Annotated in this window: 22 protein-coding genes and 1 CRISPR repeat array; of the genes, 9 read left to right on the top strand and 13 right to left on the bottom strand. The window is 63.8% G+C overall.

Going from position 1 to position 25388, the window contains the following annotated elements:
* Together cas1c and cas2 are read left to right on the top strand one after the other, a co-directional pair.
* Positions 1-1041, top strand: coding sequence for a type I-C CRISPR-associated endonuclease Cas1c (gene cas1c / locus AWB65_RS09685; RefSeq protein ID WP_087666952.1), 1041 nt, complete (start codon positions 1-3; stop codon positions 1039-1041).
* Between the two features lie 10 nt (positions 1042-1051).
* Positions 1052-1342: a CRISPR-associated endonuclease Cas2 gene (gene cas2, locus AWB65_RS09680; protein ID WP_087666989.1), complete on the top strand. Its 291-nt coding sequence runs from the start codon at positions 1052-1054 to the stop codon at positions 1340-1342.
* Between the two features lie 215 nt (positions 1343-1557).
* Positions 1558-4984: direct repeats of the CRISPR family, unit length 32 nt; unit sequence GTCGCGCTCTACGCGAGCGCGTGGGTTGAAAC.
* A gap of 204 nt (positions 4985-5188) precedes the next feature.
* Here the strand turns inward: cas2 and AWB65_RS09675 are convergent.
* From AWB65_RS09675 to mgrA, 11 genes are all read right to left on the bottom strand, one after another.
* Positions 5189-6211: an XdhC family protein gene (locus tag AWB65_RS09675; protein ID WP_087666951.1), complete on the bottom strand. Its 1023-nt coding sequence runs from the start codon at positions 6209-6211 to the stop codon at positions 5189-5191.
* A complete protein-coding gene (locus AWB65_RS09670; RefSeq protein WP_087666950.1) occupies positions 6184-6738 on the bottom strand; it encodes an SRPBCC family protein in 555 nt (184 codons plus the stop codon). Before AWB65_RS09670 ends, AWB65_RS09675 begins: the two co-directional genes overlap by 28 nt.
* A complete protein-coding gene (locus AWB65_RS09665; RefSeq protein WP_087666949.1) occupies positions 6729-7928 on the bottom strand; it encodes a vWA domain-containing protein in 1200 nt (399 codons plus the stop codon). The genes AWB65_RS09670 and AWB65_RS09665 overlap by 10 nt, the downstream gene beginning before the upstream one ends.
* Before the next feature lie 5 nt (positions 7929-7933).
* Positions 7934-8821, bottom strand: a complete 888-nt coding sequence (locus tag AWB65_RS09660) for an AAA family ATPase (protein WP_087666948.1) — start codon at positions 8819-8821, stop codon at positions 7934-7936.
* Positions 8822-8839: 18 nt separating this feature from the next.
* Positions 8840-9640 carry an FAD binding domain-containing protein gene (locus tag AWB65_RS09655; RefSeq protein ID WP_087666947.1) on the bottom strand — a complete coding sequence of 267 codons (801 nt, stop codon included), beginning with the start codon at positions 9638-9640 and terminating at the stop codon, positions 8840-8842.
* A 10-nt stretch (positions 9641-9650) separates the two neighbouring features.
* A complete protein-coding gene (locus AWB65_RS09650) occupies positions 9651-12038 on the bottom strand; it encodes a xanthine dehydrogenase family protein molybdopterin-binding subunit (RefSeq protein WP_087666946.1) in 2388 nt (795 codons plus the stop codon).
* A gap of 146 nt (positions 12039-12184) precedes the next feature.
* Positions 12185-12658, bottom strand: coding sequence for a (2Fe-2S)-binding protein (locus AWB65_RS09645; protein ID WP_087666945.1), 474 nt, complete (start codon positions 12656-12658; stop codon positions 12185-12187).
* A gap of 286 nt (positions 12659-12944) precedes the next feature.
* The gene (gene rqpR / locus AWB65_RS09640) at positions 12945-13601 is read right to left on the bottom strand and encodes a response regulator transcription factor RqpR (protein ID WP_087666988.1); all 657 of its coding nucleotides are present in this window, start codon (positions 13599-13601) and stop codon (positions 12945-12947) included.
* Between the two features lie 10 nt (positions 13602-13611).
* Positions 13612-14472, bottom strand: coding sequence for a sensor histidine kinase (locus tag AWB65_RS09635; protein WP_087666944.1), 861 nt, complete (start codon positions 14470-14472; stop codon positions 13612-13614).
* Between the two features lie 346 nt (positions 14473-14818).
* Positions 14819-15589, bottom strand: coding sequence for a ferredoxin--NADP reductase (locus AWB65_RS09630; RefSeq protein WP_087666943.1), 771 nt, complete (start codon positions 15587-15589; stop codon positions 14819-14821).
* Between the two features lie 417 nt (positions 15590-16006).
* Positions 16007-17050 carry an L-glyceraldehyde 3-phosphate reductase gene (gene mgrA, locus AWB65_RS09625; RefSeq protein WP_087666942.1) on the bottom strand — a complete coding sequence of 348 codons (1044 nt, stop codon included), beginning with the start codon at positions 17048-17050 and terminating at the stop codon, positions 16007-16009.
* Between the two features lie 220 nt (positions 17051-17270).
* On the opposite strand from mgrA, the gene AWB65_RS09620 reads away from it, so the two are divergent.
* Both AWB65_RS09620 and AWB65_RS09615 read left to right on the top strand, forming a co-directional pair.
* Entirely contained in the window at positions 17271-18077 is an 807-nt protein-coding gene (locus AWB65_RS09620) for a mechanosensitive ion channel family protein (protein ID WP_087666941.1), read from the top strand.
* Between the two features lie 35 nt (positions 18078-18112).
* Positions 18113-18319, top strand: coding sequence for a DUF3185 family protein (locus AWB65_RS09615; protein ID WP_087666940.1), 207 nt, complete (start codon positions 18113-18115; stop codon positions 18317-18319).
* A gap of 3 nt (positions 18320-18322) precedes the next feature.
* On the opposite strand, the gene AWB65_RS09610 is transcribed toward AWB65_RS09615, so the two are convergent.
* Entirely contained in the window at positions 18323-19099 is a 777-nt protein-coding gene (locus AWB65_RS09610; RefSeq protein WP_087666939.1) for a phytanoyl-CoA dioxygenase family protein, read from the bottom strand.
* Positions 19100-19440: 341 nt separating this feature from the next.
* Between AWB65_RS09610 and AWB65_RS09605 the strand changes: the two genes are divergently transcribed.
* On the top strand, positions 19441-19791 hold the full coding sequence (locus AWB65_RS09605) for a hypothetical protein (RefSeq protein WP_200821694.1): 351 nt from the start codon (positions 19441-19443) through the stop codon (positions 19789-19791).
* 585 nt (positions 19792-20376) lie between these two features.
* On the opposite strand, the gene metK is transcribed toward AWB65_RS09605, so the two are convergent.
* Positions 20377-21564: a methionine adenosyltransferase gene (gene metK / locus AWB65_RS09600; RefSeq protein ID WP_087666938.1), complete on the bottom strand. Its 1188-nt coding sequence runs from the start codon at positions 21562-21564 to the stop codon at positions 20377-20379.
* 264 nt (positions 21565-21828) lie between these two features.
* Here metK and AWB65_RS09595 point away from each other — a divergent pair, with 264 nt between their 5' ends.
* The 4 genes from AWB65_RS09595 to xerC all read left to right on the top strand — a co-directional run bounded on the left by AWB65_RS09595 (position 21829) and on the right by xerC (position 25361).
* Complete coding sequence (locus AWB65_RS09595; RefSeq protein WP_087666937.1) at positions 21829-22713, top strand: lipid A biosynthesis lauroyl acyltransferase; 885 nt, start codon at positions 21829-21831, stop codon at positions 22711-22713.
* 76 nt (positions 22714-22789) lie between these two features.
* Entirely contained in the window at positions 22790-23656 is an 867-nt protein-coding gene (dapF, locus tag AWB65_RS09590; protein ID WP_087666936.1) for a diaminopimelate epimerase, read from the top strand.
* Between the two features lie 43 nt (positions 23657-23699).
* Entirely contained in the window at positions 23700-24419 is a 720-nt protein-coding gene (locus tag AWB65_RS09585) for a DUF484 family protein (RefSeq protein ID WP_087666935.1), read from the top strand.
* 18 nt (positions 24420-24437) lie between these two features.
* Positions 24438-25361, top strand: coding sequence for a tyrosine recombinase XerC (gene xerC / locus AWB65_RS09580; protein WP_087666934.1), 924 nt, complete (start codon positions 24438-24440; stop codon positions 25359-25361).
* Positions 25362-25388: the final 27 nt, after the last annotated feature.

Here is a 25388-nt window from a genome sequence, read left to right as displayed (position 1 = left end):
ATGCGACGGCAACTCAATACCCTATACGTCACGACCGAAGGCGCGTGGCTGAAAAAAGACGGGGCGAACGTCGTCATGGAGGTCGAAGGCGATGAGCGAGCGCGACTGCCCATTCACATGCTGAAGAGCGTTGTTTGCTTCGGACGCGTGCTGGTCTCGCCGCCTCTTCTCGGCTTCTGTGCAGAGCAGGGAGTGAGCCTCGCGTACCTGTCGTCGAACGGGCGGTTTCTGGCGCGCGTCGAAGGACCGGTCGCCGGAAATGTGCTGCTACGGCGTGAGCAGTATCGAGTGAGCGACGACCTGCCGCGCGCCGCGCCAATCGTGCAAAACATTCTCGCTGGAAAGCTGTACAACCAGCGAGCGGTAATCAGTCGCGCGCTGCGGGACCACGGCGACAAGCTCAACGACGCGGCTCGCCAAACGCTCGAACGGACCCGGATGCGACTGACGATCATCGCGCGGCGTCTGCCCATCGAGAGCGATATTGATGTTCTGCGCGGGCTGGAAGGCGAAGCTGCGCAGAGTTATTTCGGTGTGTTCGGCCATCTGGTTCGCGTCGACGATCCCGCGCTCCAGTTTCGTGGCCGCAGCAGGCGGCCGCCGCTCGATGCGATCAATGCGCTGCTTTCCTTTATCTACACACTGCTTACGCACGATTGCCGGTCAGCGCTCGAAACAGTCGGGCTCGATCCGGCCGTCGGCTTTCTGCATCGCGACCGGCCGGGGCGTCCGAGTCTCGCGCTCGATCTGATCGAGGAGATGCGGCCGGTCATCGCGGATCGTCTCGCGCTCTCGCTGATCAATCGCAAGCAATTGAACAAGCGCGACTTCAAGACGCTCGACAACGGCGCGGTGACGATGACCGATCAGGCTCGCAAGGCGATCCTCGTCGCTTATCAAGAGCGTAAGCGCGACGAGGTGCTGCATCCCTTCATCGATGAGAAGATCCGGCTCGGCATGGTGCCGTTCGTGCAAGCGCAGTTGCTCGCGCGGCATCTGCGCGGCGATATCGATGCTTATCCGGCTTATCTTTGGCAGTGAGGTGCGAGCGATGATGGTGCTGGTGAGTTATGACGTCGCAACGACGTCCGATGGTGGGTCGGGGCGCTTGAGGCGGGTCGCGAAGGCGTGTAGGGATTTCGGGCAACGGGTGCAGTACTCGGTCTTTGAGATTGAAGTCGATGCCGCGCAATGGGTCATGCTCAAGCGTCGATTGATCGGGGTTATCGATCCCGAGGTGGATAGTTTGCGGTTCTATTTTTTGGGGAATAACTGGGAACGGCGGATCGAGCATGTGGGGGCGAAGGCGGCTGTTGATATAAATGGGCCATTGATTGTTTGACGCTGGTTTTGAGGGCGATTGCTTGGGCGCGAACGTGGAGCGGCTGGGGAAATGGCGGGAGGTTCGCGGGATTTGTAAGTCGTTGATCTTTCTTTGATTTTTCGCTTCGCGTCGGGGGGTGAGAAGCTGGCGTCGTAGTTTGTTGCAGTGAGCCCTCCCGGTTCGCGGGATGGGCTCTTTTTTTTGTTTGCTATCAATCGCTTATGTGCGATGCGGTCGCGCTCTACGCGAGCGCGTGGGTTGAAACCATATTGCAGGCTGGATCAGGAACCGCCCTAAGTCGCGCTCTACGCGAGCGCGTGGGTTGAAACAATGACGGACAGCGCGTGCGGCTCGATTACACGTGTCGCGCTCTACGCGAGCGCGTGGGTTGAAACCATGCGATATATCCACCCGCGTCCGCGAACCATTGGTCGCGCTCTACGCGAGCGCGTGGGTTGAAACTTCAGCGCGCGTCGCTGCAGGCGGACGGCAGCGGCTGGGTCGCGCTCTACGCGAGCGCGTGGGTTGAAACATCTTCGACTCATTCATCCGCATCAAAGCGGCCGTCGCGCTCTACGCGAGCGCGTGGGTTGAAACTTAGGACGTCTTCTCGACAAGTTCCGCGGCGTCCGTCGCGCTCTACGCGAGCGCGTGGGTTGAAACTCCTTCGTCGTTCGGTTTTTTCACGGCGTCCGCGTCGCGCGTCGCGCTCTACGCGAGCGCGTGGGTTGAAACACCGACAGGCCCGGCATCCCCCGTCGCACCCTTGTGTCGCGCTCTACGCGAGCGCGTGGGTTGAAACGAGAGACGCGCGCTCGACCCGGCGCGACGCGTGGGTCGCGCTCTACGCGAGCGCGTGGGTTGAAACGCGCTTGTGGCCGGCCTCGTAGGCGGCTTCATCGGTCGCGCTCTACGCGAGCGCGTGGGTTGAAACACTTGGGCGCTCGCACACCCCGGCCGGATTTGCGGGTCGCGCTCTACGCGAGCGCGTGGGTTGAAACAATGCGGCAAAGGAGGCGCACCACGCCTATCGGAATGTCGCGCTCTACGCGAGCGCGTGGGTTGAAACCATTTGCGCGTGCCGCGTCGGCCTGCTGCTCGGCTGTCGCGCTCTACGCGAGCGCGTGGGTTGAAACGTCCTCGCGCATACCACTCGGCATTTGGGCGCCGGTCGCGCTCTACGCGAGCGCGTGGGTTGAAACGTGATCGCGTGCTTCGGAAACTTTGAGCGGTCCGTCGCGCTCTACGCGAGCGCGTGGGTTGAAACTACTCTATCAAGTTTGGTGCGCGGCAACATTTGGTCGCGCTCTACGCGAGCGCGTGGGTTGAAACCAGCCAACGGCGATTGCTGCGGGACAGCGTTAGGTCGCGCTCTACGCGAGCGCGTGGGTTGAAACAGAAGCAGGACGCGCAAGGATTCGGCTCTGCCATGTCGCGCTCTACGCGAGCGCGTGGGTTGAAACCCATTGCTGCGCTGGCTGTGCGCGCTGATCGGCGTCGCGCTCTACGCGAGCGCGTGGGTTGAAACAGGATCAACGCTTGAACGCGATCGAAAGGCGTCTGTCGCGCTCTACGCGAGCGCGTGGGTTGAAACGCCGGACGACGTCACGACGACGGTAACGCGGGTCGCGGCGTCGCGCTCTACGCGAGCGCGTGGGTTGAAACGCCGGCCCAGGCGTCGAGCGCAGAGAGATCATCGGGTCGCGCTCTACGCGAGCGCGTGGGTTGAAACGGTCGCGGCCAGCTGACCGGCGACGGCGTTACGCCGTCGCGCTCTACGCGAGCGCGTGGGTTGAAACTTGTTCCGGTATATGTGGACGAAGTACTTCCGGGTCGCGCTCTACGCGAGCGCGTGGGTTGAAACTCTGTCCCTCAGGTTAACTCACCGTTAGGTGGCTAGTCGCGCTCTACGCGAGCGCGTGGGTTGAAACAACGCCCAACAAGCTGGCTACGCTCGCGACTAGTCGCGCTCTACGCGAGCGCGTGGGTTGAAACATCTTTGCTGCTCTCCAAATTATGGCCTTATGGCGTCGCGCTCTACGCGAGCGCGTGGGTTGAAACAGGACCAGCGGCTCAATGCGATCGAAAGGCGGCTGTCGCGCTCTACGCGAGCGCGTGGGTTGAAACAGCAATAAGTGGGTGGGCCTCGCGCTCGCGAGTGGTCGCGCTCTACGCGAGCGCGTGGGTTGAAACTTCCGTCGCGCTCATTGCGCCTCCAGTGTGTGGTGTCGCGCTCTACGCGAGCGCGTGGGTTGAAACTTTGCGCACACCGCTCGCGCAGTGCGCAGCGTCGCAGGTCGCGCTCTACGCGATCGCGTGGGTTGAAACCGACTTCCGGCGGCAAGCCGACAAGCCGCGCGAGTCGCGCTCTACGCGAGCGCGTGGGTTGAAACGAGAGCAGCGGCTCAAGGCGCTTTATGGTCCGGTCGTCGCGCTCTACGCGAGCGCGTGGGTTGAAACGACTGGAGCGGCGCGTTCCATGACAGCTTAGGCGCGTCGCGCTCTACGCGAGCGCGTGGGTTGAAACAGCGTGATCTTATTTCCGGTGTCGCTGACAACGTGTCGCGCTCTACGCGAGCGCGTGGGTTGAAACGTCGCCTCCATCACCGTCAGATTGCCTTTGACCGTGGTCGCGCTCTACGCGAGCGCGTGGGTTGAAACGTCTTAATATGCTTGACGACGGCGATCTGGTAAGTGTCGCGCTCTACGCGAGCGCGTGGGTTGAAACGGATTGAGCGGACGATCCCCTTGTGGGGGGTGGGTCGCGCTCTACGCGAGCGCGTGGGTTGAAACCGCTCGACAAGCCGCTGCCGGTCACGATTCCGACGTCGCGCTCTACGCGAGCGCGTGGGTTGAAACTCCGTCCAGTCGTGGATTTCGGCCGATGCGGCGGCGTCGCGCTCTACGCGAGCGCGTGGGTTGAAACGTCGTGCGCGACCGCGCCTGCCTCGGCATACTGCCGGTCGCGCTCTACGCGAGCGCGTGGGTTGAAACGTCAGCGTCACGTCGCCGATGCCGTGCGTCAGCGGTCGCGCTCTACGCGAGCGCGTGGGTTGAAACACTTTCCAGCGCATTGACGGCATCTTTATCCAGCACGTCGCGCTCTACGCGAGCGCGTGGGTTGAAACCTGCGCTCCCCTGTCCGCATTGACCACCACCACCGGTCGCGCTCTACGCGAGCGCGTGGGTTGAAACGCTCGGTGACGCGCGTTCCGGAACCATTGGAGCGTCGTCGCGCTCTACGCGAGCGCGTGGGTTGAAACTGGACGCGCCGGCGAGGGCTGATGAAGAAGGCGCGGTCGCGCTCTACGCGAGCGCGTGGGTTGAAACAATGGATGACTACGCACGCGGTTACGCCCGCTCGCCGTCGCGCTCTACGCGAGCGCGTGGGTTGAAACCACGTGATGATGTTGACCATGCGGCGGTAAGTCGCGCTCTACGCGAGCGCGTGGGTTGAAACACCGTCCTCCCCCAAGATGCGAATGATTCGCGGAGGTCGCGCTCTACGCGAGCGCGTGGGTTGAAACTTTTGCTGCTGGACCTGAGCGGCAAACTGAGGAAGTCGCGCTCTACGCGAGCGCGTGGGTTGAAACTGGCGTACGCGCATCGTCAGTCCGGCGAAGCTGCGGTCGCGCTCTACGCGAGCATCTGGGTTGAAACGCGACCTTCGCCGACATGTTGTCGACGACACAGGTCGCGCCCTACGCGAGCAGGTAATTTGAAACTTGCGTGGATGCCGCAGGATCGCGCTCCACGCGAGCGCGTGGATTGGAACGCCGTACCGAGCGATGCATTGCGGAACTCGAAAGTCCCGCTCTCCATGAACGCGCGACTCCTGACGCGATCCGCCTGGCACCTCCAAACTCAAACCCCGCAAACCACCCCGCTCGCCCCCTCAACTTCCCTGGCCGCTTTAGCCCCTTCCACCTTAAGCAACTCCGGCAACGAAACCCCATTCTTCGCCGCCGTCACTTCGGCCAGAATCGAAACCGCGATTTCCGGCGGAGTGCGACTGCCGATATAAATCCCGACCGGCCCATGCAACCGCGCCAGTTCCAGCTCAGAAAGGTCAAACTCCTTCAACCGTTCCCGCCGCGCCGCATTATTCCGTCTAGACCCTAAAGCCCCCACATAAAACGCGGGCGTTTTCAAAGCCTCCATCAACGCAAGATCATCCAGCTTCGGATCATGCGTAAGAGCAATAACCGCACACCGTTCATCGAGCTTCATCTCCATGACAGTATCGTCGGGCATGGTCCGCACGACGCGGGTCCCCGGCACGTCCCACTCGTCCGTGTACTCTTCGCGCGGATCGCACACCGTCACCTGATAATCCAGTCCCACCGCGATATTGCACAGATACCGCGACAACTGCCCCGCCCCGATCACCAGCATCCGATACCGCGGTCCGTGAATCGTCAGCAGCGTCGCTTCATCGAAGACAACGCCATCGGTGGCCTGCGCCGGCTCCATGCGCACCGCCCCGGTCGCCATATCCAGCGAGCGCGCGACGAGCCGCCCCGCCTCCACCGCCTCGCATAGTTCCGCGATCCCGCTCGACAAAGTCAGCGGCTCCAGCACGAGCTGAATCGTCCCGCCGCAAGGCAGCCCGAAGCGATGCGCCTCCTCCGCCGTGATCCCGTACTTCACGGCTTCCGGCAACGTCTGCTCGATCCCACGCTGCCGCACGCGATCGATCAGGTCGTCCTCGATACACCCGCCCGACACCGAGCCCACCACGTGTCCGTCATCGCGAACGGCAAGCATCGCGCCCTCCGGCCTCGGCGACGATCCCCACGTCTTCACCACCGTGACGAGCAGCACGCGATGCCCCTCGTCGAGCCATCGTGCGCTGTTCTTCAGGACTTCGAGATCCACGCTGTCCATGATTTCTTTCCCTTGCTTTCCCCATCGGCATCGGCGGGCGCTTCCCCTTCCTCCGATGCCTCGTTGCCCTGCGCTTCAGGCGCGCCCTGCAACTGCGCGCTGAAGCGCTTGAAAAATTCCCCGGCGATCTTGCGCGCCGCGCCATCGACGAGCCGCGAGCCGATCTGCGCGAGCTTCCCGCCAACCTGCGCGTTCGCGCTGTACGACAGCACCGTCGACTCGGCATGGTCGCCGGGTTCGAGATTCACCTTCGCGCTGCCCTTGCTGAAACCCGCCGCGCCGCCCTGTCCTTCGAACACGATCGTGTACGTGTGCGGTGCGTCGATGTCGGTCAGGTTCATGCGTCCCTTGAAACGCGCCTTCACCGGCCCGACCGATGCCGTCATCGCCACCGCGTACGCGTTCTCGCCATCGGCATCGATGCTCTCGCAGCCCGGAATACACGCGCGCAGGATTTCGGTGTCGTTCAGCGCTTCCCACGCGCGTTGCTGCGGCACGGGCAGCGTGTGGGTCTCGGTCAGTTCCATCGCATGTCTCCTGTTGGCCGGGCCGCCGTGCGTCCGTTGAGCGACGCCAGTTCCCGCCCGACAGCGGCCAGGCTGTCGAGGTTATGCGCCGCGAGCATCGCATCGACGTGCGGCAGGATCGCGCGCACGCCTCGCGCGCGCGGCGTGAATTCCGGGTATCGCAACAGCGGATTGAGCCACACGAGCCGATGCGCGAAACGTGCGAGCCGCGCCATTTCCTGATCGAGCACGTCGATGGCTTCGTGATCGAGACCATCGGTCACGAAGAGCACCGTCGCCCGACCTGCCAGCACGCGGCGCGCCCAGCGCCGGTTGAACTCGGCGAGCGCCGCGCCGATCCGCGTGCCGCCCGACCAGTCGACGACCTGATCCGCCAGCCCCGCAATCGCGACATCGGGATCGCGCTCGCGCAGCGCGCGGGTCGCATTCGTCAGACGCGTGCCGAACAGAAACACCTGCAGCCGTTCGCGCGATTGTAAAAGTGCATGGCAGAAGTAAAGCACAGCGCGCGAATATGCGCTCATCGAACCGGAGATGTCGAGCAGCAGCACGAGCGGCGGACGGCGCTCCACGCGTGCGCGATATTTCCAGACGGTCCAGTCGCCGCCGGAATGCACGGCGTGACGGGCACTGGCGCGCAAATCGGCATGCGTGCCGTGCGACGCCGCTTTGAGACGCCGCGTGCGCTCGGTCGCGAGCGGCATCCGGTGCGAGCGGATCTGATGGCGCAACGTGCGCCATTCGTCGGCGGTGAGTGTGTCGAAATCGCGATGGCTCAGGCGCTCCTCCGCGCTGAACGTCATACGCGCGTGCAGTTGCTCGGGTTCGCGGTCGTGTTTAGGCGCTTTCGGTTGCGATATCGCCGCGCGCGCCGCGAGCGCATCGGCGAGGCGGTTGTTGCGCTTCGGCGGCGGCGCGCCGCCTTTCACCTTCGGCAGGAGCATCGCGCGCAGCTTGCCTTCCCAATCCGGATCGCGCCAGAAGAGGTCGAAGGCGGCATCGAAGATGTCGCGCTCATCCGGCGCGTGCACGACAAGCGACGCGAGCGTCGCGCGCACGTCGTCCCGCCGTGCGATGTCGATCCAGCGGAGTGCGTCGAGCGCATCGACCGCATGCGACGGCGACATGCCGAGCCCCGCGCCGCGTAGCAGCCGGACAAAATGCACGACGTTGCGCGCGAACGATTCCATCGCGGCTACGCGGGTGCGGCGAGACACTGCGCGATCGCGCCGCCGTCGACGCGCGCGAGATCGTCCTGATACTTCAGCAGGACGCCGAGCGTGTCCTGCACCGATTGCGGATCAAGTTCGCTCACGCTCAACGCGGCGAGCGCGCGGCACCAGTCGATCGTTTCCGCAACGCCCGGCGCCTTGAACAAATCGAGCGTCCGCAGCCGATGCACGAACGCGACGGCCCGCGCCTGCAATTCGGCGCCCGCTTCCGGCGCGCGCGCCGCGACAATCGCGAGTTCGACATCACGCTCGGGATAGCCGATCCACTGATACAGACAGCGCCGCTTGAGCGCATCGTGCACTTCGCGCGTGCGGTTCGACGTCATCACGACGAGCGGCGGCCGCTCGGCGCGCACCGTTCCGTACTCGGGAATCGACACCTGAAAATCCGACAGCAATTCGAGCAGGAACGCTTCGAACGGCTCGTCGGCGCGATCGATTTCGTCGATCAGGAGGACGCGGCGGGCATCGGGATTCAGTGGATCGGGCAGCAGCGCCTGCAACAGCGGGCGCTTGAGCAAAAACTCGCTGCGATACAGCGAATCGTTCGACGGCGCTTCGCCCGATGCTTCCGCGAGCCGCAGCGCCATGATCTGGCGCGGGTAGTCCCATTCGTACAGTGCGCTCGCGGTATCGAGCCCTTCATAGCATTGCAGCCGCAGCATCGACGTGCTGATGAAACCCGCAGCCGCCTTCGCCAGATCCGTCTTTCCGACGCCCGGCTCGCCTTCAAGAAAGAGCGGCCGCTGCATCTTGAGGGCGAGAAAGAGCGCAGTCGCGAGTTCGCGGCTGGCGAAGTACTTTTGCTCGCCCAGGCGGGCGAGCGTGTCGTCGATCGACGCGGGCTCCATGACGCTCCCGAAATACCGCTAGAACGAGTTGGCCCGCTCGATCGCCCGCCCGGCAAGCACCGGGATCAGATGCGCGCGATAGATGGCGCTCGCGTGCATGTCGTCGTTGAGGTTGTCGGGCGGGATCGTGACGCTGCGCGCCGAAACGACCGAGAAATCCGTCGACAACGCCGCCTCCAGCTCCTTCGCGCGAAACACCGACGGCGCCGCGCCCGTCACCGCGACGCGCACACCGTCCGCACCTTTTGCGACGAACACGCCAACCAGCGCGAAGTGCGACGCCGGATTGCGAAACTTCTCGTACGCGGCGCGCTCGACGAGCGGAAACTCGACGGCGGTGATCAGCTCGCCCGGTTCGAGCGCGGTTTCATACATGCCGACAAAAAAGTCGTCGGCGGCGATGCGGCGGCGGTCGGTAATCACCGTCGCGTTCAGCGCGAGCACGGCGGATGGATAGCACGCGGCGGGGTCGTCGTTGGCAAGCGAGCCGCCGATCGTGCCACGCTCGCGAACCTGCCGGTCGCCGATGCGTCCCGCCAGATCGGCGAGACCCGGCAGCGCTTTCTTGACGTCGGCGTTCGCGGCGACCTGCGCGTGACAAGCCGCGCCGCCGATCGTCAGCGTGTCGCCTTTGAACGCGATCTCCTTCATCGACGCGATGCGCGTCACGTCCACGAGCGCGGACGGCTGCGCGAGCCGCAGGCGCATCGTCGGCAGGAGGCTTTGGCCGCCCGCGAGGTATTTCGCGTCGGCGTCGGCGTTCATCAGGGCGGCCGCTGCGTTGGGTTCGCCCAGCCGCTTGTAGTCGAATGTGTACATGTCGAGCTCCTCAGGCGTGGGTGGAAGTCGCGGCGTGCATCGCCTGCCAGACGCGGTGCGGCGTCGCGGGCATTTGCAGGTCCTTCACGCCGAGCGGCGCGAGCGCGTCGAGAATCGCGTTGATGACGGCCGGCGGCGAACCGATCGCGCCCGCCTCGCCGCAGCCTTTCACGCCGAGCGGATTGTGCGTGCATGGCGTGCCCTTCGCTGTTTCGACGGTGAAATTCGGCAGGTCGATCGCGTGCGGCATCGCGTAGTCCATGAACGAGCCGGACAGCAACTGGCCGCTCTCGTTGTCGTACACGCAGCGCTCCAGCATCGCCTGCCCGATGCCTTGCCCGAGCCCGCCGTGCACTTGCCCCTCGACGATCATGGGGTTGATCACGTTGCCGAAATCGTCGACGGCGGTGAATTGTTGAATGCGCGTCTCGCCCGTGTCCTGATCGACTTCGACCTCGCAAATATACGCGCCCGACGGATACGTGAAGTTGGTCGGATCGTAGAACGCGTTTTCGTTGAGGCCCGGTTCGAGCGTCTCCAGCGGGAAGTTGTGCGGCACGTACGCGGCGAGCGACACGTCGACGAAGGTCTTCGTGCGGTCCGTGCCCGCCACGCGGAAGATGCCGTCCTTGAACTCGATGTCCTCCGCCGACGCCTCCAGCAAGTGCGCCGCGATCTTTTTCGCCTTCGCTTCGATCTTGTCGAGCGCCTTCATCAGCGCCGAGCCGCCGACCGCGATCGACCGTGAGCCGTACGTGCCCATGCCGAACGGAATGCGGCCGGTGTCGCCGTGAATGATCTCGACGTTGTCGATCGACACGCCGAGCCGGTCCGCGACCACTTGCGCGAACGTCGTCTCGTGGCCCTGCCCGTGGCTGTGCGAGCCGGTGAATACGGTGACCGAGCCGGTCGGATGCACGCGCACTTCGCCGGCTTCGAAGAGGCCCGCGCGCGCGCCGAGCGCCCCCGCGATGTTCGACGGCGCAAGTCCGCACGCTTCGATGTAGCACGAGTAGCCGAGGCCGCGCAGCTTGCCCTTTTGCTTCGCTGCGTCGCGGCGGGCGGGGAAGCCCTTGACGTCGGCGATTTCGAGCGCGCGGTCGAGGATCGCATCGTAGTCGCCGGTGTCGTAGGTCAGGCCGACCGGCGTCGCATACGGAAACTCGCGGATGAAGTTGCGCCGCCGGATCTCCGCCGGATCGATGTTCATCTCGCGCGCCGCCGTCTCGACCAGCCGCTCGACCACGAAGGTCGCTTCAGGGCGGCCCGCGCCGCGATAGGCATCGACGGGAACCGTGTTGGTGAAGACCGCCTTCACCTCGGCGTAGATCGCGGGCGTCGCGTACTGGCCGGCGAGGAGCGTCGCGTAGAGGATGGTCGGCACGGAGGACGCGAATGTCGAGAGGTACGCGCCCATGTTCGCCGTCGTGTGCACGCGCATCGCGAGGAACTTGCCGTCGGGGTCGAGCGCGAGTTCGGCTTTCGTGACGTGGTCGCGGCCGTGGGCGTCGGAGAGGAATGCTTCGGAGCGCTCGGCCGTCCACTTGATGGGACGCCCGACCTTCTTCGATGCCCACGTGAGCGCTACATCCTCGGCGTACAGAAAGATCTTCGAGCCGAAGCCGCCGCCCACGTCCGGCGCGATTATCCGCAGCTTCGATTCCGGCAGCGAGAGCACGAACGCCGCCATCAACAGCCGTTCGACGTGCGGATTCTGATTCGCGACGTAGACGGTGTAGCTGTCGTCGTGCTTCGAATAGCTGGCGTTGACCGCGCGCGGCTCGATCGCGTTCGGGATCAGGCGCTGGTTCACGATGTCGAGCGTCGTGACGTGCGCGGCCTGCGCGAACGCGGCGTCGGTCTTCGCCTTGTCGCCGTGGCCCCAGTTGTAGCAGATGTTGTCCGCGACGCCGTCGTGCACGAGCGGCTGGCCGGCGTCCGCCGCGCGCGCCGTATCGACGACGGCGGGCAGCACGTCGTAATCGACATCGATCAGTTCGACCGCGTCCTTTGCTTCCTTGATCGACTCGGCGACCACGAGCGCCACCTGGTCGCCGACATGACGCGCCTTCTCATGCGCGATCACGGGATGCGGCGGCTCGTTCATCGGCTTGCCGTCGGTGCTGTGGATCAACCACCCGCACGGCAATCCGCCGACGTTATCGGTGGCGAGATCGGCGCCGGTGAACACGGCGATCACGCCGGGCGCCGCTTTCGCGGCGGCTGTATCGATGCTGCGGATTTTCGCGTGCGCGTGCGGCGAGCGCAGGAAAACGCCGAAGCTCTGTTGAGGGAAAACGACGTCGTCGGTGTACTGGCCCGCGCCCGTCAGGAAGCGATAGTCTTCCTTGCGTTTGACGCCGGCGCCAATCAGGTGCTGCTGTTCAGGGGCATTCATTGCGGTCTCCGGTCGGCCAGGGTTGGCGCTTTAGCGCTTGCCTCGGCCCCATGGCGCTTCAGCGCCTGACCTTGTTTCTGCGGGGAGCAGAGCAAGGCGCGATTCTTCGAAAGATGATTTCGGTAAGGCATGAGCCGAGTCGTCTTTCAACCCGTCTTCATAGCCTGCGCGCCCTGCAGGACCGCTTTCACGATGTTGTGATAGCCGGTACAGCGGCACAGATTGCCGTCGAGTTGCTCGCGCACTTCTTCTTCGGTGAGATCGGCGCTTTGCGATGCGAGCGCGGTCGCGCTCATCACCATGCCCGGCGTGCAGAAACCGCACTGCAAGCCGTGACACTCCTTGAACGCCGCCTGCATCGGATGAAGCTGGCCATCCTTCGCGATGCCTTCGATCGTCGTGACTTCGGCGCCGTCCGCCTGCGCCGCGAGGATGTTGCACGACTTGATCGCGCGGCCGTCGAGATGAACGGTGCATGCGCCGCATTGCGCGGTATCGCAGCCGATGTGCGTGCCGGTGAGCCGCAGTTGATCGCGTAAAAACTGGACGAGCAGGATGTGAGGTTCGACGTCGGCGGTCACGGCTTTGCCGTTGACCGTCAGACTGATGCTGAGCGTCATTGCTATGTCTCCTTGGGGATGGACCAGCCGGCCAACCCAAAGCGCGCACTCACGATCACTACGTCCTTAATCTGCCTTGCTGCCGCTCGTGAGCGTCCGGCTGGGAATTCGTGTTCGTTGTTATCGCAGTGAGTAAAACACAAATCCGCAGGGCTCGCCATCGGGCCTGAGCGCTCGGCGCTACGCTGCTTTGCAGCATTATTCCTTTCAACAGGTGCCGCCCAAAAAAGCGAAGCGCCGCTTTAAAGGGCGGCGCTTTGTGAGTGACGAAAACCCGAATGCTTTATCAACCCGCCATCGCCGGATTCATATCAACAAGGCGATTGCTCATCACATAGAACGTCAACTCGGCGTTGTTCGCGAGTTTCATCTTGTCGAGCAAACGCGAGCGATACACGCTCACCGTCTTCACCGAAAGCGACAGCGTCGTCGCGATATCCGTCAGGCGCTTGCCCGATGCGAGCATGCACAGCGTCTGGTATTCGCGATCCGAGAGCTTTTCATGGGGCAACTGCTCCGAATCCAGCGCGACGTAGGTCGCGAGCGCCTCCGCCATCGCCGGGCTCACGTATTTGCGTCCAGCCGCGACCTGCTGGATGGCGCCGATCATCAGCGCCGGATCGGCCGTTTTCGAGAGATAGCCCGCCGCGCCCGCCTTCAACGCGCGCACGGCGTATTGATCCTCGCGATACATCGAAAACATCAGCACCGGCATACGCGGCGTCTGGCGCTTCAGGCGCTTCAGCACATCGACGCCATTGATGTCGGGCAGCGAGATGTCGAGCAGCGTCACATCGACGGGGCACTGGCCGGCGAGGCTGATCGCCTGCGCGCCGGTTTCGGCCTCCAGCACCTCGGATGCGATGCCGCGCTCAAGCAGCAACTGCGCGACGCCGCGACGCACGATCGCGTGGTCGTCGGCGAGCAGGATCCTGAGTGTCAAGACGAAGCCCTCACGAATCAGGCGCACGCGGCGTCCGGCGGACCGGCGTCGGCACAGCGCTCAAAGGCGCAGTCAGCGGGATTCGCGCGCGTACCGTCGTGCCGCCCGCTTCCGGCGTCTCGACGCGCAGGCTGCCGCCGAGCGCCGCGCAGCGCGCGCGCATGCCAGCGAGGCCAAAACGCCCGCGCTTGCGACGCGCGGTGGCGCTCATGCCGATGCCGTCGTCGGACACGACGAGCGTCACGAACCGCGCGCCGCCCTCGATTCGCACCGACGCATTGTTCGCTTTCGCGTGACGCGCGACGTTGTTCAGCGCCTCCTGCGCGACGCGGAAGACGGCGAGCGCGGCGGCGTCTGAAAGCTGCGCGAGGCGTTCATCGCCGGACGATTCGACGCTCACGCGCAACGACGTGCTCATCGCGAAGCGCGCCGCCCAGCCGGCGAGCGCGCGACTCACGCTGTCTTCGAAGCACGGCCCGTTCAATCCGCTCACGATGCGGTGGTTCGCATCGCAGGCTGCCGCTATCGACTGGCGGGCGGTGTCGAGCGCTTCGGCGCAGGGCGCGGGAGCATCGGCCGGAAGCCAGGTCTCGATGCGCGCGATCGCGAAGCGCGCGGCTGTCAGCGCAGCACCGGCATCGTCGTGAAGGTCCTGCGCGAGCGAGCGGCGAACACGTTCTCCGACGGCAGCAAGCTCCGCGGACAACTGCGCGACGCGCGCGGAAAGCTGCTGGACTTCGCGATCGGCGGCGATTTTCGCGTCGATCAGCGCGGACAATTTCTCGCGCTCGAACGCAGAGGCGCGCGCCGTCGACTGCACCCCGCAGCGCGGCAGGCTCGGTTCCGAGAACGCAACAGTCGACGGCTTCATCTGATCCTCCTGGCTAGGAGCGCATGCGGGGCGGCGTCGCAATCCGACGTCGCAAGTAACTAAATTTACATTCGGTAACAGCGAGAACGGCCGACGAGTCACGTTTCGTCATCGTCCCAATGTTCGCGGATCATATCTCAAAAAAATTAAAATTCCATGCCTGACAAGGCTCGGGAAGGAGAACCTCATGTGTTTTAACAAGTTTGCGACATTTCTGTGTGTCAGAAAAATGCCTACAGCGCGTTGGCGGCTCACGCGAAGTTGTAACCAGCATCACTTTCGGCGCGCGAAAAAAAACCGGAGCACATGGCTCCGGTGTCTATTCCTGCCGCCTTTGTCGCAAAAATCAGCCGACGAACGCCTTCTCCACAACGTAATGCCCAGGATGATTGTTGCTGCCTTCCTCGAAGCCCATTTCATCGAGCAACTGGCGCGTGTCGCGCAGCATGTGCGGGCTGCCGCAGAGCATTACGCGGTCGTTTTCCTTTGAGAACGGCGCAACGTCGAGGTCGGCGAACAGCTTCTTCGTCTCGATCAGGTCGGTGATCCGGCCGCGATTCGCGAACTCTTCGCGCGTGACGGTCGGGTAATACACCAGCTTTTCCTGGATCAGATCGCCGAGATGCTCGTGCGCCGGCAAGTGCTCGGTGATGAAATCCTTGTACGCGAGTTCGTCGACGAAACGGCAAGTATGCGTGAGCACGATCTTGTCAAAACGGTCGTAGACGTCCGGGTCCTTGATGATCGACATGAACGGCGCGAGACCCGTGCCGGTCGAAAGCAGCCACAGCGTCTTGCCGGGCAGCAGGTTGTCAGCGACGAGCGTGCCCGTCGGCTTCTTGCCGATCAGCACCGGGTCGCCCACCTTCAAATGCTGGAGGCGCGACGTCAGCGGGCCGTCCTGGACCTTGATGCTCAGGAATTCGAGATGCTCTTCGTAGTTCGCGCTCGCGAGGCTGTAGGCGCGCAGGAGCGGCTTGCCTTCGACTTCGAGGCCGACCATCGTGAACTGGCCGTTTTCGAAGCGGAACGCGGCGTCGCGCGTGCAGGTGAAACTGAAAAGCGTATCGGTCCAGTGATGGACGCTCAGGACGGTTTGCGGATTAAGGTTGCTCATGGCTTCTTGGATAGTGCGAAAACGGGTGGCGCCAACGGCACGCGGCCGGGCCGGCTAGGAACGGGGCGCTGCGCGAAAAGACTGACGAGTGGGCTGACCCGCGCAACTTCAGTGCAAAAACAGTGCGTTTTCCGCGCTTCTCGCGAAGCTCATGCGGCGACTGCGCAGCCCGGCGCAATCCGCTATTTTAACGCGACACGCATTTTTACGTTGCGGCGCGGCAAATTGTCGATTTGCCGGCGCGGCACGGTGGGCGCGGGGCCGCGTCGTGGGCGGCGGTGGCGCTTTGTGGCTGATGGACTCGGGCGGAGCGGAAAGTCGCCTCCGCCCGATTAAGAACGCGCTGAGCCCGCATGATAGCAACCGGCGAGCACCGCGCCGGCGAATGTCCCTGCTGGCGTCAGGTCGCGGGCAGCGTCAGATACGCTGATCCGTCGACGGTTTTTCCCACAGGTTGACGCCGCCTTCCTGCGCGTACTGGTCGATTTCGGCGAGTTCCTCTTTCGAAAACTCGAGATTCTTCAACGCGCCGACGTTCTCCACGACCTGTTCCGCCCGGCTCGCGCCGATCAGCACGGACGTCACGCGCCCGCCGCGCAGCGCCCACGCGAGTGCCATCTGAGCGAGGCTCTGGCCGCGCCGTTCCGCGAGTTCGTGCAGCTTTTTCACATGGGCGATGTTGGCCGCGCTCAGATGCTCCTGCTTCAGCGACCCGCCGCCCGGCTTGTTGACGCGCGCGTCCTGCGGAATGCCGTTCAGGTATTTGCTCGTGAGAAGCCCTTGCGCAAGCGGAGTGAACGCGATGCTGCCCGCGCCGACGTCGTCGAGCGTATCGAGCAATTCCTCCTCGATCCAGCGGTTGAGCATGTTGTACGACGGCTGGTGAATCAAAAGCGGCACTTTATGCTCGGCAAGCAAACGCGCCATGTCGCGCGTTTTACCCGGCGAATACGACGAAATCCCGACATACAGCGCCTTGCCCGAATGCACCGCCGTCGCGAGCGCGCCCGCGGTTTCCTCGAGCGGCGTGTCGGCATCGAAACGATGCGAGTAGAAGATATCGACGTAATCGAGGCCCATGCGCTTCAGGCTCTGGTCGAGGCTCGCGAGCACGTACTTGCGCGAGCCGCCGCCCTGGCCGTACGGGCCCGGCCACATGTCCCAGCCCGCTTTCGAGGAAATCAGCAGTTCATCGCGGTACGGCTTGAAATCGTCCTTGAAAAGACGGCCGAAGTTCGTTTCCGCGCTGCCGTACGGCGGCCCGTAGTTGTTCGCGAGGTCGAAATGCGTGACGCCGAGATCGAAAGCGGTGCGCAGGATGTCGCGTTGCGTGGAAATCGGCGTGGTATCGCCGAAGTTGTGCCAGAGCCCCAGTGACAACGCCGGCAACTTCAGGCCGCTCTTGCCGCAAGTGCGGTAGGCCATCTGCGAATAGCGTTCGGAGGCTGCTTCATAAGGCATGACGGATTTCCTCGATCGATGTGAAAAGTGGCACAGGAAGCGCACAGGCGTATCAAAAATTGCGCGCCAAGCCTGTCATGGTAGCCAATCGCGCAGCGCGGTGCAGGCTGCGACAGCGGCGTCTCGCTATTGGGACTGGCCTGGGCTGTCCGTTTGGCCGACGCAGGGAACGATCGCGTCCGACAAAAGCCCAACGCTGATCTTTAGCAAGGAGCCACGCATGGAACCCATCGAACGACTACGCCCCGCCTACGACCTGATGATCGCCGCCGGCCTGAATATCCTGATCGCGCTGTTGATCGTCGCGGTCGGCTGGTGGCTGTCGAACCGCGTCGCGAACATGCTGCGGCGCGCGCTCGGCCGCACCAACGCCGACGCCACGCTCACGCCCGTGCTCGCGAGCCTCGCGCTGTGGTCGATCCGCGTGATCGCGATCGTCGCGGCGCTCGGCAAGTTCGGCATCGCGGCGGCGAGCATTCTGACCGTCCTCGGCGCGGCCGGCCTCGCAATCGGCCTGGCGCTGCAAGGCACGCTGCAGAACATCGCGGCTGGCTTGATGCTGTTGCTGCTGCGGCCGTTTCGCGTGGGCGATTACATCGAAGGAATCGGCACGACGGCGGGCACGGTGAACGAGATCGGCCTCTTCACGACGCGGCTCACAAAAAACGACGGCGTCATCATGTTCGTCCCGAACAGCACGATCTGGGCGAATCCGGTGACGAATTACAGCGCGAACGAGCGCCGGCGCGTGGTGCTGACGTTTCACGTCCCGCACGCGCAGAGCGTCGAGCATGCGCTCGGTGAACTGCAAAAACTGGTGGCAAACGATCCGCGCGTGATCGACGTGCCGGCCAAGCCGTGGATCGCCGTCACGGACTACACGGACACGGGCGTGAAGCTGAACGTCGGCGTGTGGACGCGCGCCGGCGACCATGCGGCCCTGCAGGCGGACCTGCTGCGCCGTATCCAGCCGCTGACGAAGCCCGAGCCCGCGCCGACACTGGACGAGCCGCAAGTCGCCTTGTAATCTGGCGCGCCTCGTATCCCGAAAAAGAGGAATTCATGCTCAAGGCGATTTCCGCGGCGCTGCTGGTCGGCGGCATCGTGCTGCTGTATTTCGGCGGCACGTCGTTTCATTCACTGTCGAACGACGTCTCGCGCTTTTTCACCGGCTCGCCGACCGACAAGACGATCTGGCTGATCGCGGGCGGCGTCGTCGCGACTCTCGTCGGGCTCATCGGCCTGACGGTTCCCTCGCGACGCCGCTAGACCTCAGAGCAGGTCGACTTCCGGCTTCGCCGCCGAGCGCGTCCCGGGTAGCGGCGCATTGCTCGCGCCGTGATAGGTGTAAACAAGCGAGAACTTCACCTGATCGGAGAGGTTTTTGCCGGCGGAATGCAGCGTGTTGCAGTGGAAGAACACGACATCACCCGCCTTCAGTTCCGGCGAAACGGCCGTGCGGATCAGCGCCTCGTTCTCGGGGATGTCGGAGCGGAAGAACTTGGCGTCGTCGAAACGTTCGGACGTGAACGGCAACTTGTGCGACATCGGCACGAACCAGAGCGCGCCGTTTTCCACTTTCTCCGACCCGAGCGCGATCCAGGCGGAAACGAGATCGTCGCGCTCGAACGCCCAGTAGCGCACGTCGCGATGCCAGCCCGTCAGGCTGCCGTACGCCGGATGCTTCGTCATCACGCAGTTGTGATGCGCGCGCGAAAGCACCGGCGTCTCGCCGAAATACAGCTCCATCCATGTACGCACGTCGGGTGCCGTCGCCCATTCGGCGAAGAGCGGATCGCGCACGTACGCGTCGAGCAGACGCCGCGCCGTGTGGCCACCGGGCGCATCCTTCGAATCCGGCGCGCCCGGATATTTGAGATCGGCTTCGAACTCGATGGGCGCCGCCGCTTCCTTCAACTGACGTCGCGCGATTTCGAGCAGCGCCGCGCAGCGATCGGGTGGCACGAGTCCCGGCACGATCACATAACCCGTTTCGCGCAGTTCGCGAACCTGATCCTTCTTCGACAGCAACGACTTTTGATCAGACATTTCCAGCTCACATGTAAGGCGCTTTTGCTTCCCTCGCGTGCAAGGCGCGAAAGCAAATTAGGGCGAATACACGATTGTAAATCCACGCGCATTGCCGCGGTTTTCGGGCTCACGCTTGAGACTTCCAAGTTATCTGTCTGAAGCGCTTCCTACGTTAATTGCGGGAAAACGCGGACTTACGACGGTCATCTTTGTCTTGTAACCTTCGCGCATCAATTCGGTGCAACTTCGCCGTCGCAATCGGATCGAACTGAAAAACACGCATTGAACGACTTTTTTGAGACGACTATCGTCGAGTTGAAGCGCGATTCTCGCGAACGCAACCGGCGCACAACCAAGCCATGACCAACCGATTTGCCTTGAGCCTTACCCGCGTCGCCGCTCGTGCGGCGCGTCCTGCCCGTCGCGGCGTCGTTCGCGCGCTGCGTCATCACTCCGCGCGCACGAAGGCCATCGCGGAGCAACTGAAGTACGTGCACCCGGTCGACGGCATCCGTTCGTGGTTTCGCGGATTTTTCCTGACGCTGCGCGTGCGCGCGGCGTCGCGACGTGTCTCGCTGAAGGCGCTGCTGCGGCGTCCGGCGCAATTGCGCGCGCCGGTTCCGAAGCCACGCGCTGCTGCACTCACGAGCCGCCGTCCGCGGCGCCTCTCGACCAGCAGCGCCGGCTGGTTCGCCTTCGCGGCGCGCTGATTTTTTAAGCACCGGCTTCGGTTTCGTCGAGCGTCGGACAGACAGTGCAGCCTCTTCACCGTCGCCGCGTTCGCTGAGCCGCGCGCGAGAGTCTGATGCGCTCGTCCTGATCGGGATTCGCCAGAAACGCGCGGTCTAAGGCTGCAGCATCTCTGCGCTTCGCTTTCCCCGCCGTATTTTCCCGAAGCCGTTGGTTTTTCTTGACGCCAATTCGCCAGAAGCGCGACCAAAGTCCACGGCATCCGCGCGCCCTGATTTCTCCGCATCCCGCCGCCCTTCTAGGTGAACCGCGTTCTCCTTGACGCGAATTCGCCAGAAGCGCGGCCAAAGGGCCACAGCATCCGCGCACCTGCTTTCTCCACCATCCCGAAACCGTTGTAGCGAACCGGGCCTTTCTCGAAGCGAATTCGTCACAAGCGCGCGGCCAAATGCCACGGCATCTGCGCGCCCTGCTTTCACCACCGCATATTCCCCGCAGCCGTCGAAGCGAATCGCGAAAATCGTCCGATACAGCACCGTGCCCTTCGAGCGGACGAAAAAAAACCCGGCGAACCGGGTTTTTTATGAAGCGATGCTGGACCGCTTTCAGGCGACCTGAACGACCGGCTCCGTACCGGCAGCTTCTGCAAGCGCGAGCGCCCTATCGGTGAATTCCCAGGAGAATTCCGGTTCTTCGCGGCCGAAGTGACCATATGCCGCAGATTTTTCGTAGATCGGACGCAGCAAATCGAGCATCTGGATAATGCCCTTCGGACGCAGATCGAAGTGATCGAGCACGAGCTTCGTGATTTCCGCATCCGACACGCGGCCGGTGCCGAATGTGTTGACCATCACCGAAGTCGGGCGCGCCACGCCAATGGCGTACGACACCTGGATCAGGCAGCGCGAAGCCAGCCCTGCCGCGACGACGTTCTTCGCGACATAACGGCCAGCATAAGCCGCCGAGCGATCGACCTTCGACGGGTCCTTGCCCGAGAACGCGCCGCCGCCGTGGGGCGCCGCGCCGCCGTACGTATCGACGATGATCTTGCGGCCCGTCAGACCGCAATCGCCTTGCGGACCGCCGATCACGAAACGCCCGGTCGGGTTCACGAGGAACTTGATGTCGCCCTTGATGAGATCGGCGGGCAGCGTCGGCTTGATGATCTCTTCGATCACGGCTTCGCGCAGATCGGTGAGGTCGATGTCCGGCGCGTGCTGCGTGGAGAGCACGACGGTGTCGATGGAATGGGCCTTTCCATCGACGTAGCGCACGGTCACTTGCGACTTCGCGTCCGGGCGCAGCCACGGCAGACGGCCGTCGCGGCGCAAATTCGCCTGACGCTCGACCAGGCGGTGCGACAGGTGGATCGGCAGCGGCATCAGTTCGGGCGTTTCGTCGCACGCGTAGCCGAACATCAGGCCCTGGTCGCCGGCGCCCTGGTCGAGGTTGTCGTCGTGGGCCGTGTTCACGCCCTGCGCGATGTCCGGCGATTGCTTGTCATAGGCGACGAGCACCGCGCAGCCGCGATAGTCGATACCGTAATCGGTGTTGTCGTAGCCGATGCGCTTGATGGTTTCACGCGCGACCTGGATGTAGTCGACGTTGGCGGTGGTCGTGATTTCGCCCGCGAGGACGACGAGACCGGTGTTGCAAAGGGTTTCAGCCGCGACGCGTGAATACTTGTCCTGTGCCAGGATGGCATCGAGGATGGCGTCGGAGATTTGATCGGCGACCTTGTCCGGGTGGCCTTCGGACACAGATTCGGATGTAAACAGATAGTCGTTTGACACGCTTCAGACTCCATTAAGTACGGTTGATTTGCTCACGTAGCCGACTTCGTTTGGAGTCTGAAGCGGCGACGCTTTAGCGGATTACTCTTTCCGGCCGCCCCTTTTTGGCGCTTCCGGCTTCGCCCCGCAAGTTGTCCATTAACTCGGCGAAGGTTTTATTATAGCGTTTTCCTACCTTTGTCACAGAGCCGAACGCTTGCCGCCATTCGTCCCGCCTCTACTTTCAGCCCGCTCCGAGCGGCCGTCCAATTGCCGGAGCGAGCCATGCTAGGGCGGTTCGGCATCGCGCTCGCAGTCGGTTTCCTCAAATTCCTCGCGATCATCCCGTACGGCATCACCGCCCGTTTCGGCGATGGTCTGGGCTGGCTGCTCTACCAGATCCCGAGCAGCAGAAAACGCATCGTTCACACGAATTTGCGCCTGTGCTTCCCCGAATGGACGCCTGAGCGCCGCGAAGAAGTCGCGCAGATGCACTTCCGGCACGCGATCCGCAGTTACGTCGAGCGCAGCGTGCAATGGTTCGGCTCAGCGAAAAAACTCGAAAAACTGATCGAAGTCGATAGCGCCGTCGATCTCTCCGATCCCGACCTGCCGCCCACACTCTTCCTCGGGCTGCATTTCGTCGGCATCGAGGCGGGATCGATCTTCCTCAATTACTCGCTGCACCGGCAGTGCGGGTCGCTCTACCAGCCGTTTTCGAATCCGCAGATCGAGGACATCGCGAAACGGCAGCGCGCCCGCTTCGGCGCCGACATGGCGAGCCGCGCCGACAGCGCGCGCATCGTGCTGCGCTGGCTGCGCGACCGCAAACCGGTGATGCTCGGCGCCGACATGGACTACGGCATGCGCAATTCGGCGTTCGTGCCCTTCTTCGGCATCCCGACCTGCACGCTGACCGCAGTCGGTCGGCTCGCGAAGGCGGGACACGCGCAACTGGTGCCGTTCATCGGCGAAGTGCTGCCGGGGTACAAGGGTTATCGGCTGAAAATCTTCAAACCTTGGGAAAATTATCCGACCGGCGATGACGAAGCCGACGCGCGCCGCATGAACGAATTCCTCGAAGAGCAGATTCCGCGGCTTCCCGAACAATATTATTGGGTCCACAAGCGTTTCAAGACGCGTCCGCCTGGCGAGCCGGGGCTTTACTGACACGCTGACTGAAAGCCCTCGGCGTTGGCCATTCGGCTGAAGGTCCGGCGCGCTCCGCTCACATACAATAGCGGCCATGAAACTCAAATTCACCAAGATGCACGGCGCGGGCAACGACTTTGTCGTGCTCGACGGCTACACAAAACCGCTCAACTTGAGCGAGGCGCAGGTGCGCGCGCTCGCGAACCGGCACTTCGGCGTCGGCGCGGACCAGTTGCTGCTCGTCGAGAAGCCGACCATCGACGGCGTCGATTTCAAGTACCGCATCTTCAATTGCGACGGCGGCGAAGTCGAGCATTGCGGCAACGGTGCGCGCTGCTTCGTGAAATTCGTGCGCGATCGCGGTCTGACGGGCGCGGCGAGCGTGCGCGTACAGGTCCAGCAGGGCGTCATCACGCTGACGATGCTGGGAAACGGCGAAGTCGTCGTCGATATGGGCAGTCCGGTGTTCGATCCACCCCGCGTGCCGTTCGACGCGAAGGGCCTCGAAGGCCGCCGGGAAGGCGCCGACACGCTCTGGCCGCTCGACTTGAACGGTGAGACGCGCTGGATTTCAGCGGTATCGATGGGCAATCCGCACGCGGTGCAGATCGTCGGCGATGTGGAGGCGTATCCCGTGCTGGAGGAAGGGCCGCTCGTCGAAAAGCACGCGCGCTTTCCCAACAAGGTGAACGCGGGTTTCATGCAGATCGTCGATCGAAGCACGGTGAAGCTGCGCGTCTACGAGCGCGGCGCGGGCGAAACGCTCGCGTGCGGCACGGGCGCGTGCGCGGCGGTCGCGGCGGGCATCCGGCGCGGCCTGCTCGATTCACCGGTGCGCGTCGCGACGCACGGCGGCACGCTGACGATCACCTGGGCCGGCGCCGCGGACGAATCCGCGCCGCTCCTGATGGCCGGCCCCGCCACGACCGTCTTCGAAGGCGAAATCGAACTCGCCGACTGATGCCGCGCGCATCACGCATCAATATGGATAACCAGCCGAGACCATGAACGAACGCGAAGTCGCCGATTACCTGCTCGACAACCCCGATTTCTTCGCCGAGCACGCGGAGTTGCTCGGCACTATCCGTCTTTCGAATCCGCACGGCAAGTCGGCGGTGTCGCTGCAGGAACGCCAGATGGAAATGCTGCGCGACAAGAACAAGCAACTCGAACGGCGTCTCGCCGAATTGCTGCGCTACGGCCACGAAAACGACAGCATCGCGTCGAAATTCAATCGCTGGACGATTCGCGTGATGGGCGAGCGCGATCCGCACGCGCTGCCGAAAACCATCAGCGCGGGCCTCTGCGAAACCTTCGACGTGCCGCAGGCCGCGCTGCGGGTGTGGGACGTCGCCGAGCCGTATTCGCAGGCCGATTTCGCGCGCAGCGCCGGCGAGGAAGTGCGGATTTTCGCGAACAGCCTCGCGACGCCGTATTGCGGCGCGAATACCGGCTTCGAAGCAGCGCAGTGGCTGACTTCGGCGAGTTCGGTGTCGGTGGCATCGGCGACGACGGATGGCGTCGTCGATTCCGCGAACACCACCGAATCCATTGCGCTGCTCGCGCTGCGCGACCCGCTCGCCGGACCGGAAGCGCCGGCCTTCGGCCTGCTCGTGATGGGGTCGCCCGACCCGCGCCGTTTTCACGAAGGCATGGCGACCGATTTCCTCACGCAGATCGCGGCACTCGCCAGCGCGGCGCTGAGCCGCCTGCTGCCGCACTAAAAGCCGAGCGACCAAGCGATGAACGCCGCCGATCCCGTAGCCGCCTATCTGTCGATGCTCGAGCACGAGCGGCGGCTGTCGGCGCACACGCTGCGCGGCTACACGCACGAACTCGATGAGCTGAAGAAGCTGGCGAACGGCCGCGCGCTCGAAACGCTCGCCGCGAGCGACATGCGCGGCGCCGTGTCGCGCGCGCATGCCGGCGGGCTGACGGCGCGCTCGATCGCGCATCGGCTTTCGGCGTGGCGGGCGTTTTATCGCTGGCTGGCGGAGCGCGTGGAGATGGCGGCGAACCCGGTGGCGACCGTGCGCGCGCCGAAGGGCGCCAAAACGCTGCCAAAGGCGCTCTCCGTCGACGACGCCAACACGTTGATGGAAGCGCCCCACGCCAACACGACCGAAGCGCTGCGCGATCATGCCATCCTGGAACTGTTTTATTCGTCGGGCTTGCGGCTCTCGGAGCTCGTGAGTCTCGATATTTTCGAGATCAAGACGAAGGATCACGAATCCGTCAGCTGGCTCGATCTGCCGAACACGGAAGTCAATGTGTTCGGCAAGGGCGGAAAGCGGCGCAAGGTGCCGGTCGGCCGCAAAGCCATTGACGCGCTGCGCGCCTGGATGGATGTGCGCGGTGAGTTCGTCAAGCTCGACCCGTATGCGCTGTTCCTGTCGGTGCGCGGCAACCGGATGTCGCCGAACGTCGTGCGCGACCGCGTGAAACGCATGGCGCTGCTCGCCGGCATCCCGTCGAACGTGCATCCCCACGTGCTGCGGCATTCGTTCGCGACGCACGTCCTGCAGTCGAGCGGCGACCTGCGCGCGGTGCAGGAACTGCTCGGCCACGCGAGTATCACCGCGACGCAGGTCTATACGTCGCTCGATTTCCAGCATCTCGCACGCGTCTACGATTCGGCGCATCCACGCGCCAAGAAGCGCGACTGATTCTCCCTGGCGCACTTTATAAGCGCC

Source organism: Caballeronia humi (genome assembly GCF_001544475.1).
GTDB classification, from domain to species: domain Bacteria; phylum Pseudomonadota; class Gammaproteobacteria; order Burkholderiales; family Burkholderiaceae; genus Caballeronia; species Caballeronia humi.
Note: the sequence above shows the minus strand (reverse complement) of the source record. Positions and strands in the feature narration are given on the sequence as shown.